A 17,868-nucleotide genomic window follows, 5' to 3' on the forward strand; every position below is an offset into this window, starting at 1 on the left:
GAGACCTCAACCTCTGATTGTATTGCCTGATTCTATGAACAAAGACGACGACGCTCCCTGGACCAACCAGGCGCGCATGGCCGCCCTGCTCGCCGCACTGGCTCCTCAGGAGGGCTACAACCTCACTGCGCTTCCGGGCGTGCGACTGCTCCGCTCGAACCGACCACTGGCGCGCACCCCGGTGCTCTACGATCCCGGCATCGTGATCGTCTGCCAGGGCTGCAAGCGCGGGTACTTCGGCGATGAAATCTACGTTTACGACGAACAGCACTACCTGGCCGTCGCGGTGCCGGTGCCCTTCACCATGGAAACCGATGCGACTGCCGAGCGGCCGCTGCTGGCCATCTACTTGCACCTGGACTTCCAGCTCGCTGCCGAGCTGATGTTGCAGATCGACGCGATAGGCAAGCCATGCACCGAGGACGCGCCACGCAGCCTGTTTTCCAGCCCGATGGACCCGGCACTGACGCAATCGGTGCTGCGTTTCCTCGAAGCGCTGGGCGACCCGCTGGAAGCGGCCGTCCTCGCACCGGCCCTGCTGCGCGAGCTGTACTTCCGCGTACTGACCGGCACCCAAGGCAACACCATGCGCGCGGCGCTGGCCATGCGTGGCCGCTTCGGCAACATCGCCAGGGCCCTGCAGCGCATCCACACGGGCTACGCGCAGTCCATCGACCTGCCGCAACTGGCCGGCGAGGCCGGCATGAGCGTTCCGTCCTTCCACAGCCACTTCAAGGCCATTACCCGTACCTCGCCCATGCAGTACCTCAAGTGCACACGGCTGCACCAGGCGCGGTTGCTGATCGTGCGCCAAGGCATGACGGCGCAGGCGGCGAGCCTGGCTGTCGGCTACGCCAGCGCCTCGCAGTTCAACCGGGAGTTCAAGCGTCTGTTCGGCCGCACGCCACTGGCGGAGGCGCAGCGCATGCGGGAGAGCTTCGCGATTCCGCCAGCGCAGGAAGCCTCGGTTTACGTCTCGTCTCACTGAACCCGGCAGGTAGCTTCTTGATAATTCCAAGAATCGTCTAATTCAAGATTATTTATTGCCATCAATAATGAATTACAGCAACTTAACGCCAGAAACTGGCTGGTGGTTTCACCTAGAATGCTGATTCCTCCAGGAGCCCCACATGCAACCGTTCGACTCGCCCACCCGCCCCGAAGGCCTCGCGCCATGACCTGCGCCCTGTCCCTGGAGGCGCTCGCCTATGACCACCAGGACGGCGAGGAAATCCTCCCGCACTGCCACGCCCAGGCGCAGCTGATCCATTCGATCTCAGGCGTGATGCTGGTAGGCGCGGCGCAGAAGAACTGGGTGGTTCCGGCCGGCCACGCGCTGTGGGTGCCGCCGGGCACCGAGCACCAGATCCGCATGTTCGGCAGCGTGCGCATGCGCACGCTGTTCATGCCTGCCTCCACCTGGCCCTGGGGTGGCCAGCACTGCCAGCTGATCGCAGTGACGCCCCTGATGCGGGAACTGCTGGTTGCCGCCAGCGCGATACAGCCGGGTGACGGCAATGAACAGCGCCGCCGTTGCCTGCACGAACTGCTGCTGGTGGAGATGGACGCGGCGCAAACAGTCGGCATTCACCTCGCCATGCCACGGGACGCGCGCCTGTTGCGGCTATGCAACGCGGTGATCAGCGCTCCGGGGGACGAAACCGGCATGGAGGACTGGGCGCAGCAGTTGAACATGAGCAGCCGCACCCTCGCCCGCCTGTTCCAGCGCGAACTGGGGATGAACTTCGGCGACTGGCGCACCCGTGTGCGCATGGTCCTCAGCCTGCAACGCCTGATCGCCGGCGCCTCGGTGCTGGAAGTGGCGCTGGAGCACGGTTACCAGAGCCCGAGCGCCTTCTCGCAAACCTTCAAGCGGGTTCTCGGGCAGTTGCCCAGCCACTACCAGGCGGTTCGCGGCTGAGCAGCTTGTCATTTTCGCGAGGCTGGTTGTCGGTCGTGCGAGAGAGGTGCACCGGCTGAGCCCCTAACCTGCGGGAGTCCGAACCCAAGTGACTCCCCGACATGCCCATACCCTCCTCCAACCCGCGACATTCGCTGCTCGCGCTGGCTTGTGCCGGCCTGCTGCTCGGCGGCTGTTCGGCGGTCAGCGAACATCAGACGCCTGCTACCCATCCGCCTGCTGGCGGTGACTGGCAGGCGCTCGCCAGCGGTACCGCCGCGCAGGACCCGCCCAGCGATTGGTGGCGTCTGTACCACGACCCGCAACTCGACCAGTTGGTAACCCTGGCCCTGCGGCATAACCACGACCTGCAAGCCTCCCTCGCCCACGTCGATGAACTGCTGGCCCTGCTCGGCCAGGCGCGAGCACAACGTTGGCCCAGCACCACAGCGAGCTGGCAGACCTTCTACGGCCGCACCAGTGATGACCAGACCGAAGCCAAGGCCACCGGCAGCCGCGCCGGCTCGCAGTGGAACCAGGTGCCGGGGTTCGCGCTGGATTACCAACTCGACCTCTGGGGCCAGGTGCGCCAGTCAATCCAGGCCGCCCAGGCCAACGCGGAGGCCGCTCAAGCCGCCCACGACCAGTTGCAGGTCAATGTCGCTGCCGGCACCGCCCGCGCCTACGCCAATGCCTGCGCCTACGCCGCGCGGTCGGCCATCCAGCAGCATTCGGTGTCAACGGTGGAGCGCAGTCTCGACCTCACGGTCCGCCAGCGCCGTGCCGGGCTGGTTACCGATCTGGAGGTGGATCGCGTACGCAGCCTGCTGGAGGAAACCCGCGCCCTGCTGCCGCGCCTCGAGGCCGAACACCAGGCCGCCCTGGAAGAGCTTGGCGTGCTCACCGGCAGCGAGCCGGGGCAACTGCCGGCCTCGGTCAGTGGCTGCCAGAACGTGCCTCGGCTGAGCCGGGCACTGCCAGTTGGTGATGGCTGGGCGCTGCTGCAACGCCGCCCGGACATCCGTGCCGCCGAACGCGCACTGGCGGCCGCCGGGCATGAAGTGGGTATGCGCCAGGCAGACTTCTACCCAAGCGTGTCCTTTGGCGCGTCGATCAGCTCCTCCGCCGAGCGCCTGCACGACCTCGGCGACCACGAAGCGATCACCTACGCCATCGGCCCGCTGATCAGCTGGAGCTTTCCCAACCTGCTGGTCACCCGCGCCCGCCTCAATGGCGCCCAGGCCCACGAGCGCCAGCAACTCGCCCGTTTCCAGCAACAGGCGCTGGTGGCGCTCAAGGAGGTTCGCCAGAGCCTGGCCCGCTACGGCGGCGAAGCCGGCCACCGCGACGCGCTGGCCGGAGCGCTCGACAGCAGCCGCAACGCCTACCGCCTGGCCCGGGTGAACTACCAGGCCGGCGCCCTGGACTTCCTCGACGTGCTCGACAGCGAGCGCGCCATGGTCCGCCTCGAAGCGGACAAGGCCGAGGCCGACCGGCAACTGGTCGAGCGCCAGATCGAACTTTTCCATGCCCTCGGCGGCGGTTGGCAGGACTCGCCAGCCAGCGTACCTGCCAGGAGCATCCTCTCTGCTACGGAACCCGCACGATGAACATTGCCGTCGATGACCCGCAAGCCAACGCCGCCGAACAGAAGGCACAGATCGACCGCAAGCGCCGCCTGATCTGGCTGGGCGGCGGCGTCCTCGCCGCCGTCGCGCTGGGCTATGGCCTTTACTGGGCCGACATTGGCCGCTACCTGGAGGAAACCGACGACGCCTATGTGCGCGCCGACTGGATCACCATCAGCCCGAAGGTGTCCGGTTACGTCGCCGAGGTGCTGGTGGAGGACAATCAGCGCGTCGCCGCCGGCACCCCACTGGTACGCCTCCAGGAGCGCGACTACCAGGCCCGCGTGCAGCAGGCACGGGCCCGGCAGACCGAGGCTCGCGCCGCCATCGCTACGCAGCAGGCCGCGCTGGTGACGCTGGATGCGCAGTTGAAGGAGCAAAAGGCGCTGATCGACCAGGCCGGCGCCGATATCGACAGTGCCCGTGCCGAACGCCAGCGCGCGCAACTGGACTTCCAGCGCTACCGTGACCTGGTGGCCCAGCATGCCGCGAGCGACCAACGCCTCGAGAGCGTCACCGCCGACTTCGCCCGCGCGCGTTCAGCCTTCAACCGTGCCGAAGCCGCGGCCAGCCGGCAACGCACCCGCCTGAGCGTGCTGCAGGCCAGCCGCGATCAGGCCGTCGCCCAGTTGCAACAGCAACAGGCTCGCGCCGTCGGGGCAGACGCCAGCCTGGCCCTGGCAGAAAGCGAACTGGAGGACACGCTGGTCCGCGCGCCCATAGCCGGCGTGGTCGGCCAGCGCCGTGTGCGCCAGCGCCAGTACGTGACGCCTGGCTTGCCGCTGCTGGCCCTGGTCCCGGTGGACCAGTCCTACGTGGTGGCCAACTACAAGGAAACCCAACTGCGCCGCATGCGCCCCGGCCAGCCGGTGGAGGTGCGCGTGGACAGTTTCCCCGACAGGGTGTTGCACGGCCGCGTCGAGAGTTTCTCGCCCGGTTCCGGGGCGATCTTCGCCCTGCTGCCACCGGACAACGCCACCGGCAACTTCACCAAGATCGTCCAGCGCTTCCCGGTGAAGATCACCCTGGATGCCGGCGCCCGCCAACAGGTGCCGATCCTGCCCGGCATGTCGGTGATCGCCGAAGTGGACACCCGTGACAGCGCGGAGGCGCAGCCCGATGGCCAGTGACAGCGAGAAGACCTCGCTCAAGGCCTGGGTGGCGGTGATCGGCGGGCTGTTCGGCTGCTTCATGGCGGGCATGAACGTCCACGTCACCAGTGCCGCCTTGCCGGAAATCCAGGGCTCGCTGAGCGCCAGCTTCGAGGAAGGCTCTTGGATCTCCACGGCCTACCTGGTCGCCGAGATTGTGATGATCCCCCTGACCGCCTGGCTGGTGGAGGTGTTCTCCCTGCGCCGGGTGATGCTGGTCGGCTCGGCGATCTTCCTCGCGGCCTCGGTGGCCTGTTCGTTTGCACCGAACCTCGCCACGCTGATCGCCATCCGCGTGATCCAGGGCGCGGCCGGCGCCGTGCTGATCCCGCTGTCGTTCCAGCTGATCATCACCGAGCTGCCGGCCTCGCGTGTCGCCATGGGCATGGCGCTGTTCAGCCTGTCCAACAGCGTCGCCCAGGCCGCCGGGCCGTCCATCGGCGGCTGGCTCACCGACGCCTACAGCTGGCGCTGGATTTTCTACCTGCAGCTGATCCCCGGTGTGTTGCTGCTCGCCGCCGTGGCCTGGTCGATCGAGCCGAAATCGATGCAACTGCAGAAACTGCGCAACGGCGACTGGCTGGGTATTGCCAGCATGGTCATCGGCCTGGGGGCGATCCAGATCGTGCTGGAGGAAGGCGGCCGCAAGGACTGGTTCGGCTCCGAGTTCATCACCGCGATGCTGGCCATCGGCGTGATCGCCCTGCTGCTGTTCATCTACACGCAACTGTTCGGCCGGCGCTCGTTCATCAACCTGCGCCTGCTGGCCGGCTACAACTTCGGCGTGGCCAGTGCGGCGATGTTCATCTTCGGCGCGGCGACCTTCGGCCTGGTATTTCTGGTCCCCAACTACCTGTCCCAGCTGCATGGCTATAACGCCCGGGAGATCGGCGTCAGCCTGATTGCGTATGGGCTCGTGCAGTTGCTTCTGGCACCGCTGATGCCGCGCCTGATGCGCTGGCTGAACCCCAAACTGATGGTCGCCAGCGGTTTCGCCATCATGGCGCTGGGTTGCTACCTCGGCGCGCACCTGAACGCCGACAGCGCGGCCAACGTGATCATTCCTTCGACGGTGGTACGTGGCATCGGCCAGCCCTTCATCATGGTGGCGCTGTCGGTACTGGCCGTCTCCGGGCTGTCCAGGCAGGAAGCCGGCTCGGCCTCGGCGCTGTTCTCCATGCTGCGCAACCTCGGTGGCGCGGTCGGCACGGCAGCGCTGACGCAGATCGTCTCGCAGCGCGAACGCTTCCACTCGGAACGCATCGGCGAGCAGGTAACGCTTTTCTCGCCCGCTTTGCAGGAGCGCCTGCCAGGTGATCCCGATAGCGCCTTCGGCCTTAACGAATGGCTGCCGGCACAGGCCGAAACCCTTGCCCGCCTGGGCGCACACATCCGCCACGAAGCGTTCCTCATGGCCTATGGTGATGCGTTCTATCTGTCCTTCATCGCCCTGCTGGCGTGCGCGATGGCCGCGCTTGCCCTGCGCGGCCACAAGAGTTCCTAGAGGAGTCTGCATGCCCATCGATATCTTCAAGCACAATCAGGACGCCTGGGACCGCCAGGCCCGCCAGCAGGGGCCATGGAGCCAGCCGGTCGGGCCGCAGATCACGGCGGCGGCGCGGCGTGGCGACTGGCAGGTGCATCTCACGCCGTCCCCACTGCCGCCGGCCTGGCTGGGCGATGTCAGCGGCCAGCGCATCCTCTGCCTGGCCTCCGGAGGCGGGCAGCAGGCGCCGGTTCTGGCGGCAGCCGGCGCGCTGGTAACGGTGCTCGACGCCAGCCCCGAGCAACTGGCGCGGGATCGAGAAGTGGCCGAGCGCGACGGTCTGCAACTGGAAACCCGACTGGGCGACATGCGCGACCTGTCGGCCTTTGTCGACGGCGCGTTCGACTGCATCTTCCACCCGATTTCCAACCTTTATGTGCCGGATATCCGACCGATCTGGCGCGAGTGCTTCCGCACCTTGCGCAACGGTGGCCGGCTGCTCAGCAGCTTCTACAACCCGGTGGTGTTCATCGGCGATCGTGACCCGGCGCTGGCCGAGCAAGGGCTGATCCGCCCGCGCTACAGACTGCCCTACTCCGATCTGCGCGACTTGCCGGCGCAAGCCCTGAACGACAGGCAGCAGCGCGGCGAAGCGCTGGTGTTTGGTCATAGCCTGGCCGAGCAGATCGGCGGGCAACTGGAAGCGGGGTTCGTCCTCCGGGGATTCCTCGAAGACGAACAGCCCAACCCGCGCTTCGTGGTCGACCGATTCCTGCCCACCTTCCTGGCGACCTGGGCGGAGAAACCCTGAGGCATCGCCAGGTAATGGCCCAGCCTCTGCGGCCAGCCAAGCAGGAGCGGCGTCCCGAGGATTTCCATGCCGCGTCCGGGGACTCAGTGGTCAGCCCCCCAATGGCAGAAAAAGGTGCTCGCTGTTCACCGTGTCGATCAACTGCACACCCTGTTGCTGCAGGACTGCCAGCACGCTGGCGCCGTGAGCCTCGACCGTCCACCTGTGTCCATCCAGCGGTGCCGCCCCGCGCCTGGAAACAGCGTCGAAGAGCCGCTCCCGTTCCGGTCTGTACAAGGCCAGGCCATTGCCCTTGTAGGCAGTCACCGTGTATCCCAGTTGCTGACAGATCGCCACTTTCTCCGCAGCGTCGCGCCGATCCGCTGCTCGGGACTCCTCGATCAGCTGCGCCAATACCGGGTCCACCCTGGCGTCGCTCGCAATCAACACTTCGGTTGCCGCACTGCTCCATGACTCCGGCGGGCACTCCTTGTTGGCCGGATCGATCGCGATGAAGGGATTGATCTCCATTGGATAGATGCGGCAGACCAGTGGCCGCTCCGTGTGGATCGTGCAGCGGTCGTCGGCATCCAGGTTCGGGCATTGCGGCTGGGCCACGCCGACGAAGATCGGAATCAGGTTCAGTCGGACAGTGCCGCAGGGGACTTCGCTGGCCCGCCGGCTGTAGTGGTCATAGTGGGCGTCGTGTGCCAAGACATCGTCCGTGAGGAAGGCCTCCAGAAGGATCGCGACTTCATCGCCACGACGCAGCCAGGCTTGGGACTCCGCCAGGGTCAGTGGAACGTAGCGCCCGCGACAGCACGCGCCACAGCCGACACAACCGAAACGAACCGGGTGCTGTCTATCCAAGGTCATGCTCCCGCAGGCGTGTCGGTGCTCCCCGGAACTTGTCGACGGGAACGAACAGGGCCGGCCCGGCGCCAGATAGATGCGGGCCTGTAATGGTGGGCAAAGGTTGCCGATGGGGCATGAGTCGAGGAGTCCTGGCGTAACGGCGTGGGCACGCGCCCTCGGACAGGGTCTGGCCTCACGCGCCTTGAGTCCGGCCATTCTCCAGGCGGTTGCTTCCAGGGCAGTAGTGCGATTCAGTGCGATTCTTGCCCGATCCTCTGGGCGAGCGAGCTGGCGATAGCAGGGATGGCACGAAAATCTCGTGAAACCCGTTCTGCACTCCGCATCCATAAGGGCGCAGCGCGCCACGGAGCCACGCCGATGCGGGCTCATACGATCGTACAGGCCTCTACGACGCGCTTCTTACCTTGGGTGAATTGTCCGCCCGCCAAGCCCCCTGCACCCTCTCCACCCGTCGCTGCCAGAGCGATCGACCCGGGCTCCTGCCTCCCACCAGACGGTCATCGCCGCCACGAAGCGCGCAAGCGCGCTGCCTGGCCACTTATAAATTCAACAAAGGTTGTACCCATGAGCGTGTTTGATGTCATTGAACATTCCCCGGTCTCGAAATTTCACCGGAAACTGCTGCTGGCCTGCTGCGGCGGCCCCTTCCTCGACGGCTACATCCTCAGCCTGATCGGTATCGCGCTGATCGGCTTCGGCCAGGACATCGCCGCCACCTCAGTGGAAACCGGGCTGATTGGCGCCGCCTCGCTGCTGGGCATCTTCTTCGGCGCCACGGTGTTCGGCGCCATTACCGACCGCATCGGCCGGGAAACCATGTACGCCCTGGACCTCACCGTGCTGGTGATCGCCTGCGGCCTCTCCGCCTTCGTCACCGAGGCCTGGCAACTGATCGTGCTGCGCTTCGTCATCGGCCTGGCGGTCGGTGCGGACTATCCCATCGCCACCTCGCTGCTGACCGAATTCACGCCGTCCAAACGTCGTGGTTTCATGATCGGCGTGTCGGGCCTGGCGTGGTCCTGCGGCGCCATGACCGCCTTCATCGTTGGCTACCTGATGGTCTCCTGGACCGGTGACCACTCGCTGTGGCGCTGGATGCTGTTCAGCGGTGCGGTGGTGGGCATCATCGTCGTGCTGATCCGCCGTGGCATCCCGGAATCGCCGCGCTGGCTGGCCAGCAAGGGGCGCATCGAGGAAGCGCAGAAAGTCATCAAGCTGGTCTACGACAAGGACGTGGTGATCACCCCAGCCGACGTCGCCGAGCTGAACGACGGTGGCCGTCATCGTTCGTGGAAAAGCGACCTGAAGATGATTTCCTCGGGCGGCTACCTCAAGCGCACCATCATGTGCGGCATGCTCTACTTCGCGCAGATCACCCCGCAATACGTGCTCTACACCTTCGGCAGCATGATCCTGCTCACCGCCGGCATCAAAGGCGAGAACTCTTCGACCCTGGGCGAGCTGATGATCGCCATTCTCTTCGCCATCGGCGTGATCCCGGCACTGAAACTGGTGGAAACCTGGGGCCGCCGCCCCATGGTGGTGGTGCCCTTTGCGCTGATGGCGCTGCCGCTGCTGGCCCTGGGCCTGTGGGCGGATGCTCCGGCCTGGTTCATCGTCGGTGCCTTCGCCTTCTATGCCTTCGTTTCGGGCGGCCCGAGCATCCTGGAGTGGATCTATCCCAACGAGCTGTTCCCCACCTCGGTGCGCGCCACCGCTGTCGGTGTAGCGGTCGGCTTCAGCCGCATCGGCGCGGCGACCGGCACCTACCTGATGCCCATCGGCATCGAATCCATCGGCCTGCAGGCGACCCTGCTGATCGGTGCGGCGATTACCCTACTGGCATTCTTCATCTGCCTGGCCTGGGCGCCGGAAACCAAGGGCCGCTCGCTGCAACAATCGGCGTCGCTGAGCCTGGCGACCTGATCCGTTCCCAAGCGTAACCCGAAGCCCATCGGTGACCCCGATGGGCTTTTTTGTGGGCGGGGCACCGACGTTTCCATTCGCCAATCCTCCCGCCGTGCCGGAGCACCGGTTCGCGAGCAAGCTCGCTCCTCAGAAGAGCCTGCTGATCCGCGCGTTGCATCCTGTAGGAGCGAGCTTGCTCGCGAACATCGATAGTCCCCTTCGAGACCCTGCCCATCCGCCCACAAAAAAGGCCGCCCGAAGGCGGCCTGAAAGTGCGGCGACGCCGCACACTGTGAAGGTTTACTGCTTGGCGGCCCAGGCGTTGAAGCGCTGCTCCAGTTGCTCGCCGTGGTCGGCCCAGAAGGCGGCGTTCATCGCCACCTGGCCGGCCAGGTTGGCCTCATCGGTGGGCATGTTGCTGCGGCGGGCCGCATCGACCAGCGGGACGGCGGCGCGGTTCACCGGGCCGTAGGCGATCTGCTGCGCGTAGTTCTTCTGCTGCTCGGTCTGCAGCACGTACTGGATGAAGCGCAGCCCTTCCTCGGTATTCTTAGCGCCCTTGGGAATGGCGAAGGCGTCCATGTCGTAGATGCCGCCATTCCACACCACGCGCAGTTGGCTTTCGTCCTGCACGGCAGCGATCCGGCCGTTGTAGGCGGAACTCATCACTACGTCGCCGGAAGCCAGGTACTGCGGCGGCTGCGCGCCGGCCTCCCACCACTGGATGCTCGGTTTGATCTGGTCAAGTTTCTTGAACGCACGGTCCTGGCCTTCCTTGGTCCCGAGCACGGAATAGACATCCTTCGGCGCCACGCCATCGGCCATCAGCGCGAACTCCAGCGTGTACATGGCGCCCTTGCGCAGGCCGCGCTTACCGGGGAGTTTCTGCGTGTCCCAGAAATCCGCCCAGCCGGTGGGCGCACTCTTGAGCTTGTCGGCGTTGTAGGCCAGCACCGTGGACCAGACGAAGAAACCCACGCCGCACGGCTGCACCGCGCCATCCAGCAACTCCGGGGCGAGCTTGGCGATGCCCGGCTGCTCGCCGATTTCCTGCAGCAGGCCTTCATCGCAGGCGCGCGCCAGTTCCGGCATCTCCATCTCCACCACGTCCCAGGAGACGCTGCCGGTGTCGACCTGCACCTTGACCTTGGCCATCTCGCCATTGAACTCGTCGGCGATCAGGCGGCTGCCGCTCTGCTGCATGTAGGGTTCGTAGAAGGCCTTGACCTGGGCGACCTTGTTTGCGCCACCGTGGGACACCACGGTGAGGTCGGCGAAAGCAGGGAAAGTCGCCGCGCAACCCAGGGCGCAAGCGATGGAATAACTCAGGATCTTGTTCATTGTTATGGTCTCCGGTGAGTAGTCGGCCTGCCTCGCAGCAGGCGGCGCCATCCGGGGCCTCCAAGGGCTCGCATGGCGCACTGCCAGCTAGTCTTGGGGCTCGCCGGCAGGGTCCACAATCAGACGGAACTACAATTCGGAAGGCCTCGCTCGTATCCCGGTACGAAGCCAGCAGGACCCGCACAGGCCAGGCGCGACAAGGCGTTGCGCTGATGGCATGCTTGCCCCCGTTCTACTTCGCTGCGGACCTGCCATGCCTTTCCATATCCAGGACATCCTCGACAACGCCTCCCTGCGCACCCGCCTGCTTGGCGGCAGCGAGGGCGTCGGCCGGCGCCTGCGCTGGGCGCACGTGTGCGAGCTGGCGGACCCGACCGAATGGCTGGGCGAAGGCGACCTCCTGATGACTACCGGCATCGGCATCCCCGTGCAGGCACAGGCGCAGCGCGACTACCTGCAACGCCTGGCCGGGGCACGCATCTCAGGTCTGATGATCGGCGAGAACATGCAGGCCCCGGCGGATATCCAGGCCTTGCAGGACGAAGCCTGCCAACTGGGTTTTCCGCTGCTGATGACCGACTACGCGGTGCCCTTCTCCGCTGTGACCCGCGCCATCGTCGACGCCAGCAAGCAGGAGGAACACGAGCGCCGCAGTGCCGTGACGCGTATCTATGAAAGTGCTCGCATCGGCTTGCGCGGGCTCGGCCTCGCCGGGCTTTTGCGACGGCTGTGCGGCGATGTACGCGCGCAGCTGTTCCTGTTCGACTCCGCAACCCTGCAACCCTGGCAGGAAGGCCTGTCGCCGCTGCCGGACAGCTGGCGGGCAACCCTCGCCCAGCGCCGTTCGGTACCGGACACCGTGACCCGCTGCAGCAATGGCGAGCAGGAAGCGCTGGTGATGCCGCTACCGTCGCTGACCACCTGCGAAATCCTCGCCACGGGCGGCGAACTGCTCGACTACGGCCTGCTGCATCACATCGTGGCGGTGCTGGGTATCGAGCTGGAGCGCGCCCAGGTCGAGCACGAGCGCATGCTGCGCCTGGGCTCGGAACTGCTCGATGACCTGCTGCAGCAGCGCCTCACCGAACGCGCCGCGCAGGAACGGCTGGCGCAGCTGAATTGCCCGGTGGATGCGGCCTGCCTGGTGCTGGCACGCGCCGCCGACGAGTTGCCGAAACACTGGCAGCAGCGCCTTCAGCGACTCGGAATGGGCCTGTTGGTGCGCCACCAGGGCAACGAACTGATCCTGCTGCTGAACGATCCGACACAGGCCGAAACCCTGCAGGCCGAGCTGGACTGCACCCTTGGCCACAGCAATCCACTGGGCCATGCACTGCGGGCGGTGGAAGCATTGCGCGAGGCGCGGCTGGCGCTGGCCCACGCCAACCGCCAGCGGCCTTTGGTGGCCTATGCCGATGCCCAGGGCGAGCAGTCCTGGTTGCCTTCAAGCCTGGAGGAGGCACGGCGCGTGCATCGTCGGGTGCTCGGCGCACTGGCCGACTACGACGCGCAACAGGGTGGCCAGTTGCAGCACACCCTGCGCGTCTTCCTCGAGCAGAACCGCTCCTGGCAGAAGGCCGCGCAACGGCTCAACGTGCACAAGCAGACGCTGGTCTATCGCATCCGCCGCATCGAGGAGATTACCGAGCGCTCGCTGGACTCCACCGAGGACGTGGCCGTCCTCTGGATCGCGCTGCGCTCGTCGGATATCGCGGGTCTCAGGGAATGATCACGAAGCTCTTGCGCACCGTCTCGCGGATGTCCCAGGTGCCCTGACAGTTGGCCGGGAACAGCACGGCGTCACCGGCGCGCAGTTCGATCGGCTCACCGTCGTCCGGGATGAACAGGCAGTGGCCGCTGATGAAGTGGCTGAACTCCCGTGATAGCACCTGGCGCCGCCAGCGGCCGGGCGTGCATTCCCAGACGCCAGTGAGCAGGCCGCCCTCACCTTCCTCGGCATGGGTCGCGGTGCTGGATACCGGCGAGCCCAGGGGCTCCTTCACAGGTTGAGGCGCCGGCAGTTCGAGTCCGGCGGTGCCGGTAAGCAGAATCGGTTGGGGCATGGGGCTTTTCTCCTAGAGGTCCTTGTCTTCGAGTCCCGCCGGGGCGAAGCCGGCCAGGGTACGGTCGAGCCAGCCGCCTTTGCGGTTCTGCGCCTCGGCCTGTTCCTTGCGCTGCACCGCGCCGCGTACCATCAGGCCGCCGACATAGCGCACCGGTTCGAGCGGGAAGCGCTTGGGCTGGCGGCCAACCAGGCCGCAGCGGCTCCATTCGTCATCGATCCCCAGCGCCAGGCTGGCGAGGATGCGCCCACCCAGGCGACTCGGGCCGACGCCGTTGCCGCTCCAGCCGATGCCGTAGACGATGTGCGGCGCGCCGTTCAGATGGCCGAACACCGGCAGGCTGTCGTAGGTACGGTCGATCGGGCCTGACCAGCTGTGGGTCACCGGCACGTCGTCCAGTTGCGGATAGGTTCGGCGCAGGTCCTGCTCGGTGTCGTCGCTGAGCTGCGGGTTGTGGTCGTAGCTCTCGTCGATTCGGCTGGCGAAGCTGATCATCCCGGTGCCCTTGCCGAAGGCAATGCGGCCGTCCTGGGTGGTGCGGTAGTAGTCGACCATCAACTGCGAGTCGGTGATGGCTTCGCCGCCGGTCCAGCCGATCTGTTCCAGGCGCTCGGGGATCGGCGCGGTGGCCACCACGGTGCTGGTCACCGGCAGGATGGTGCGGCGCAGCTCGGGAATCGCCGCCGCCCAGGCGTTGGTCGCCATCACCACCTTCGGTGCGCGCAGTTCTCCGCCAGGAGTACGGATCACCGCCGGCTGGCCGCGATCCAGACTGAGCATCGGGGTGTTCTCGAAGATGCGCACGCCCTTCTCCAGCGCCACACGGCGCAGACCACGCACCAGGCGGGCTGGCTGCACGGTGGCGTTGCTGGCTTCGAGCACGCCTTCGAGGTGTTGCGCGGAGCCGGCACGGTTCGCCACCTCGCGGTTGGAAAGAGACTGGAACACCGGTTCGCCAAGGCGCTCGCAAGTCTGCTGCACACCTTTCCAGGCGCCGCGTTGTGCCTCGGTGGTGGCAGTCCACAGCCAGCCGGCGCGGCGGAAGTGCGCGTCGATGTCGTGGGCCTTGCAGAATTCCTCGATCTCACCAATGGCCGCCGCCGAAGCGCGAGCCAGGCGCAGCGCCTCGTCCTTGCCGCACTGCGCGGCCAGTGAGCTGATCTTCGGCCACCAGGACATGACGAAGCCGCCATTGCGCCCCGAGGCACCGCCGCCGCAGATGTCGCGTTCGATGATGGCGATACGGCAGTCAGGCTTGAGCTCCAGCAGGCGCAACGCGGTCCATAGGCCGACGAAGCCGCCGCCGACGATGGCCACGTCGACGTCGAGCGGGCCTTCCAGCGCAGGCAGTGGAGTCAGCTCGGAGGCGATTTCCTCCAGCCACAGGGAACGTTTCATGTGCGGATTCCAGATTGAACGGTAGTGCGCCACTGTCCTGCGTCAGGCCAGCGGCGAACAATCGTCCATTCCATGCAATCCGGGGGAAGGCCTCATACGAAGATATGAAGCCTGGAGCTCTTGTAGGCCCCGTGTAGGGACGGTTACCGCTTCTACGGTCAGGCCTTGGGCTTCTTCGGCGCCAGGCCCGGCTTGGCGAACTTCACGATCAGCCAGTTCTCCGACTTGCCGTGCTTGACCGTGACCTCGGCCACGCGAATGCTCGCCGGCACCGTCGCCAGCACCTGGCGGGCGTCGAGGCCCGGCTTGATGTATTTGTCGAGCTGTTCGTAGAGGCGGTAGCTGATCATCCCGCTGCGCAGCGCGTGGGTCTCGAAGTCACCGATGGCCTTGGCATCGGCCTCGGTGCGATTCGGGTTCAGGGTGTGCGCCAGCACGTCGACCACGTTCTTGTCGTCGGCGATGGCCACCAGCATGAAGCGCTTGGCCACTTCCTGCAGCACGCGCCGGTAGGCGGCATCGTTGTATTCGCTGTAGAGCACGGCTTCGACCAGTTTCTGCTTGTCGAAGGTCAGCGCCAGGCGGAAGCGCGTGCCTGCGTAGTCCACGCCATCCTTGCAGCGCGCGGTGACGCCCATGGGCTGCAGGCATTCGACGAAGCCCTGCGGCTTGCCGAAGCCTTTCTGCGCCGCACCGTAGTTGTACTTGCCGAACAGCGGATCAGCCGCCGACGCCATGCCCGCCACGCACATCAACAGTGCGCCCATTGCCCATCTGCCCATCACAAACCCGTCTCACGAAATACAAAGGACGCGAGGATAGAGGATTCTGACGGGACATGGCTCGCCGCAGACGATGATCGGCCACGGAGGAATACAGGTTCGCGAGCAAGCTCGCTCCTACGAAGAGCAGCAGTCCAACCTGTAGGAGCGAGCTTGCTCGCGAACCGTACCCCACCGCTCGATCAGGACCGTAGGGCGCATAACCTGGAACAGGTTATCCGCCGACCGGCTTGCGGCGGATAACGCTGGCGCGTTATCCGCCCTACGCGAAACCTCGGTCAGGACTCTCAGTCGAAGCGATACTCCAGCCCCGCCCCCGCATACCACGAGCGCCCCGGCGCCGCTTCGTAGTAGCGCCCATTGCTGTCGCCGACGATCACCGAACCGACGTACTGGCGGTCCAGCAGGTTGTCCAGGCGCACCAGCTGGTGGAAGGTCCAGGGCCCGACGTGCTGCTCGAAGCGGGTACGCCAGTTGAACACCGCGTAGCTGGGAGCCGGCTTGTCCTCGTTGCTGTCCTCGACATAGACCTTGCTGCGGTACTGGCCTTCGAAGCCCATGCTGATGCCGTCCTGCGGCTTCCACACCAGCTCGCCGAACAGGCTGCTGCCGGGCACGCCGGGCAGGTGGTTGCCCTTCTCGATGGTGCTGCCACTCTCGACGAAGTCTTCGTCGTAGGTGGCGTCCAGGCGGGTATAGGCGAGGTTGGCCTGCCAGTGTTCGGAGAGGTCGCTCTGCATGCCCAATTCGAAGCCTCGGCGCAGGGTCTTGCCGGCGTTCTGGTAACTGGTGCGGCCGCCGCTGGAACTGGCGACGACGATCTCGTCATCGGTACGGATTTCGAAGATCGCCGCGTTGATTCGCGTATTGCCGGCGACCTTGGCCTTCAGGCCGATCTCGTACTGGGTGCTGGTTGCCGGGTCGAGGCCGAAGTTGAAGCTCTCGGCCAGGCCCGGCGCGTAGGCCATTTCGGCCTGGGTCGGGGTCTCGAAGCCCTTGCCGGCGCTGACGTAGCCGTGCAGTTCGGGGGTGAAGGCATACATCACCGAGAGCGACGGGTTGTTCTGCTGGTATTTCTTCGAGCCGCTGGAGTCGCCATTGCTCAGGTAGTGGTCGTCGACTTCCATCTTCATGCTGCTGTGCCGCAGACCGGCGTCGAAAGTCCAGTTACCCAGCTCCCAGCGCGCCTGCACATACGGGTCGAGGCTGGTGGCGATGTCGTTCTCGTTGCGCCGCATCTCGCCCTTCACGCCGAGCTGGTCGCCGCTGAAGTTCTGGAAGCCCTTGCGGTCATCCTCGCTGCGGTCGTAGTCCACCCCGGTGGTAACGGTCAGCTCGCCCGGTACGCCGTGCACCGGCTGGATCCAGCGCAAGGTGCCGCCGTGGAATTCACGGTCGAAGTCCACCACGCCACCGCCGCGCTGGGAGTTGGAGGCCGCCGTCCTGGGGATCGACAGGTACTGCACCACGCTGCGCTGGCCGGCATAGAGGTTGAACTGCAGGGTCGCCTCGCCGAAATAGCGCTCGTAGTTCATGCCCAGTTGCTGGTGGTCGATGCTTTTTCGCGTGTTGTAGGTCTCGGCGACGGAGGCCACGGAACGTGGATCGTGCTGGTACGCCTCCCAGGTCTGGCCCAGCGGATCCTGCGTGCCGTTCTGCTCCAGGCTGCTGTAGATCAGCGCCAGACTGCTGTCTTCGTCGGGTTTGAAGTTGACCTTGGCGAAGGTCTGGTCGCGGCGCGCAGCGCTGTGGTCGCGGTAGCCGTCGGTGTCCATGCGCGAGGCATCGAGCAGGAAGCCGGCCTGGTCGGTGCCGCCCTCGGCATAGAGGTGGTTCTTGTTGAAGCCGTCGCTGCCGAAAGTGGTTTCCGCACCAACTTTCGGCGGGCCGTAGCCGTCGCGGGAGAACATCTGGATCACCCCGCCGCTGTTGCTGCCGTAGAGCGTCGAGGCCGGGCCGCGCAGTACCTCGATGCGATCGGCGACATCCAGGTTCAGCGTCGCCGCCTGCCCCTGACCGTCCGGAGTGCTGGCCGGTATGCCATCGCTGAGCAGCTTCAACCCGCGAATGCCGAAGGCCGAGCGCGCGCCGTAGCCACGGGAGGAAATCTGCAGGTCCTGGGCGTAGTTCTGGCGGTTCTGCACCACCAGGCCAGGCACCCGCTGCAGCACTTCGGAAACATTGACACCGAGCTGGCCATCACTGAGCTGCGGTTGCTGCACGGTGTCGATGGAGAACGGCAGGTCGAAGCTCGACACCGGCGCATAGGCGCCCGTCACGACCATGGGCGCGAGCAGCGCTTCACTGTCCGCTTCCGATGTTTGTGCGCGGGCCAGTTGGCCGTGGGCGACGCCGCAGATCAGCAGCGGCAGCAGTTTGAGTCGGGCGGGTACGACAGAGCGGGTAGCAGGCACGGCGACTAGGATTCTTCTGTAGGACCGAGCAGCGATGCTGCCAGTCTCGGCAGCCGCTGCACAGGGCTTTCGTGGGTCGGGATGTTGCGAGTGATCGGGCATGCAGAAGGCTATTTCATTCGTCTGCTTTT

General features: G+C 65.9%; 14 protein-coding genes. 8 read left to right on the top strand and 6 right to left on the bottom strand.

Annotation, left to right across the window (positions count from 1 at the left end):
• The first annotated feature begins 34 nt into the window (after positions 1-34).
• The 6 genes from ACKI1H_RS20870 to ACKI1H_RS20895 all read left to right on the top strand — a co-directional run bounded on the left by ACKI1H_RS20870 (position 35) and on the right by ACKI1H_RS20895 (position 6,976).
• Positions 35-988: an AraC family transcriptional regulator gene (locus ACKI1H_RS20870; RefSeq protein WP_440466184.1), complete on the top strand. Its 954-nt coding sequence runs from the start codon at positions 35-37 to the stop codon at positions 986-988.
• Positions 989-1,174: 186 nt separating this feature from the next.
• The gene (locus ACKI1H_RS20875) at positions 1,175-1,921 is read left to right on the top strand and encodes an AraC family transcriptional regulator (RefSeq protein WP_440466185.1); all 747 of its coding nucleotides are present in this window, start codon (positions 1,175-1,177) and stop codon (positions 1,919-1,921) included.
• 101 nt (positions 1,922-2,022) lie between these two features.
• The gene (locus ACKI1H_RS20880) at positions 2,023-3,510 is read left to right on the top strand and encodes an efflux transporter outer membrane subunit (protein ID WP_440466186.1); all 1,488 of its coding nucleotides are present in this window, start codon (positions 2,023-2,025) and stop codon (positions 3,508-3,510) included.
• Entirely contained in the window at positions 3,507-4,658 is a 1,152-nt protein-coding gene (locus ACKI1H_RS20885; protein WP_440466187.1) for an HlyD family secretion protein, read from the top strand. Before ACKI1H_RS20880 ends, ACKI1H_RS20885 begins: the two co-directional genes overlap by 4 nt.
• Entirely contained in the window at positions 4,648-6,183 is a 1,536-nt protein-coding gene (locus ACKI1H_RS20890) for an MDR family MFS transporter (RefSeq protein WP_138524835.1), read from the top strand. The genes ACKI1H_RS20885 and ACKI1H_RS20890 overlap by 11 nt, the downstream gene beginning before the upstream one ends.
• 10 nt (positions 6,184-6,193) lie before the next feature.
• The gene (locus ACKI1H_RS20895) at positions 6,194-6,976 is read left to right on the top strand and encodes a class I SAM-dependent methyltransferase (RefSeq protein WP_440466188.1); all 783 of its coding nucleotides are present in this window, start codon (positions 6,194-6,196) and stop codon (positions 6,974-6,976) included.
• 90 nt (positions 6,977-7,066) lie between these two features.
• Here the strand turns inward: ACKI1H_RS20895 and ACKI1H_RS20900 are convergent, their stop codons facing one another.
• The gene (locus ACKI1H_RS20900) at positions 7,067-7,825 is read right to left on the bottom strand and encodes a YkgJ family cysteine cluster protein (protein ID WP_440466189.1); all 759 of its coding nucleotides are present in this window, start codon (positions 7,823-7,825) and stop codon (positions 7,067-7,069) included.
• Between the two features lie 570 nt (positions 7,826-8,395).
• Between ACKI1H_RS20900 and ACKI1H_RS20905 the strand changes: the two genes are divergently transcribed.
• The gene (locus ACKI1H_RS20905) at positions 8,396-9,757 is read left to right on the top strand and encodes an MFS transporter (RefSeq protein ID WP_045217956.1); all 1,362 of its coding nucleotides are present in this window, start codon (positions 8,396-8,398) and stop codon (positions 9,755-9,757) included.
• 282 nt (positions 9,758-10,039) lie between these two features.
• On the opposite strand, the gene ACKI1H_RS20910 is transcribed toward ACKI1H_RS20905, so the two are convergent.
• Positions 10,040-11,080, bottom strand: coding sequence for an ABC transporter substrate-binding protein (locus ACKI1H_RS20910; protein ID WP_440466190.1), 1,041 nt, complete (start codon positions 11,078-11,080; stop codon positions 10,040-10,042).
• Positions 11,081-11,333: 253 nt separating this feature from the next.
• Here ACKI1H_RS20910 and ACKI1H_RS20915 point away from each other — a divergent pair, with 253 nt between their 5' ends.
• On the top strand, positions 11,334-12,809 hold the full coding sequence (locus ACKI1H_RS20915) for a PucR family transcriptional regulator (protein WP_440466191.1): 1,476 nt from the start codon (positions 11,334-11,336) through the stop codon (positions 12,807-12,809).
• Here ACKI1H_RS20915 and ACKI1H_RS20920 read toward each other — a convergent pair.
• From ACKI1H_RS20920 to ACKI1H_RS20935, 4 genes are all read right to left on the bottom strand, one after another.
• Positions 12,799-13,143, bottom strand: a complete 345-nt coding sequence (locus ACKI1H_RS20920; RefSeq protein ID WP_138524847.1) for a cupin domain-containing protein — start codon at positions 13,141-13,143, stop codon at positions 12,799-12,801. The genes ACKI1H_RS20915 and ACKI1H_RS20920 overlap by 11 nt on opposite strands.
• 12 nt (positions 13,144-13,155) lie before the next feature.
• A complete protein-coding gene (locus ACKI1H_RS20925; protein WP_440466192.1) occupies positions 13,156-14,541 on the bottom strand; it encodes an NAD(P)/FAD-dependent oxidoreductase in 1,386 nt (461 codons plus the stop codon).
• A gap of 158 nt (positions 14,542-14,699) precedes the next feature.
• Positions 14,700-15,308 (bottom strand): hypothetical protein, encoded by a 609-nt coding sequence (locus ACKI1H_RS20930; protein ID WP_280055997.1) that lies wholly within the window; start codon positions 15,306-15,308, stop codon positions 14,700-14,702.
• 302 nt (positions 15,309-15,610) lie between these two features.
• On the bottom strand, positions 15,611-17,608 hold the full coding sequence (locus ACKI1H_RS20935) for a TonB-dependent receptor family protein (RefSeq protein WP_440468897.1): 1,998 nt from the start codon (positions 17,606-17,608) through the stop codon (positions 15,611-15,613).
• Positions 17,609-17,868: the final 260 nt, after the last annotated feature.

This window comes from Pseudomonas sp. YH-1 (assembly GCF_051990045.1).
GTDB classification, from domain to species: domain Bacteria; phylum Pseudomonadota; class Gammaproteobacteria; order Pseudomonadales; family Pseudomonadaceae; genus Pseudomonas; species Pseudomonas nicosulfuronedens.

Bases quoted from the DNA above. Each gene is read 5' to 3' on its own strand.
- ACKI1H_RS20870 (WP_440466184.1), top strand. From the start codon at position 35: ATGAACAAAGACGACGACGCTCCCTGGACCAACCAGGCGCGCATGGCC.
- ACKI1H_RS20875 (WP_440466185.1), top strand. From the start codon at position 1,175: ATGACCTGCGCCCTGTCCCTGGAGGCGCTCGCCTATGACCACCAGGAC.
- ACKI1H_RS20880 (WP_440466186.1), top strand. From the start codon at position 2,023: ATGCCCATACCCTCCTCCAACCCGCGACATTCGCTGCTCGCGCTGGCT.
- ACKI1H_RS20885 (WP_440466187.1), top strand. From the start codon at position 3,507: ATGAACATTGCCGTCGATGACCCGCAAGCCAACGCCGCCGAACAGAAG.
- ACKI1H_RS20890 (WP_138524835.1), top strand. From the start codon at position 4,648: ATGGCCAGTGACAGCGAGAAGACCTCGCTCAAGGCCTGGGTGGCGGTG.
- ACKI1H_RS20895 (WP_440466188.1), top strand. From the start codon at position 6,194: ATGCCCATCGATATCTTCAAGCACAATCAGGACGCCTGGGACCGCCAG.
- ACKI1H_RS20905 (WP_045217956.1), top strand. From the start codon at position 8,396: ATGAGCGTGTTTGATGTCATTGAACATTCCCCGGTCTCGAAATTTCAC.
- ACKI1H_RS20910 (WP_440466190.1), bottom strand. From the start codon at position 11,080: ATGAACAAGATCCTGAGTTATTCCATCGCTTGCGCCCTGGGTTGCGCG.
- ACKI1H_RS20915 (WP_440466191.1), top strand. From the start codon at position 11,334: ATGCCTTTCCATATCCAGGACATCCTCGACAACGCCTCCCTGCGCACC.
- ACKI1H_RS20920 (WP_138524847.1), bottom strand. From the start codon at position 13,143: ATGCCCCAACCGATTCTGCTTACCGGCACCGCCGGACTCGAACTGCCG.
- ACKI1H_RS20925 (WP_440466192.1), bottom strand. From the start codon at position 14,541: ATGAAACGTTCCCTGTGGCTGGAGGAAATCGCCTCCGAGCTGACTCCA.
- ACKI1H_RS20930 (WP_280055997.1), bottom strand. From the start codon at position 15,308: ATGGGCGCACTGTTGATGTGCGTGGCGGGCATGGCGTCGGCGGCTGAT.
- ACKI1H_RS20935 (WP_440468897.1), bottom strand. From the start codon at position 17,608: ATGGTCGTGACGGGCGCCTATGCGCCGGTGTCGAGCTTCGACCTGCCG.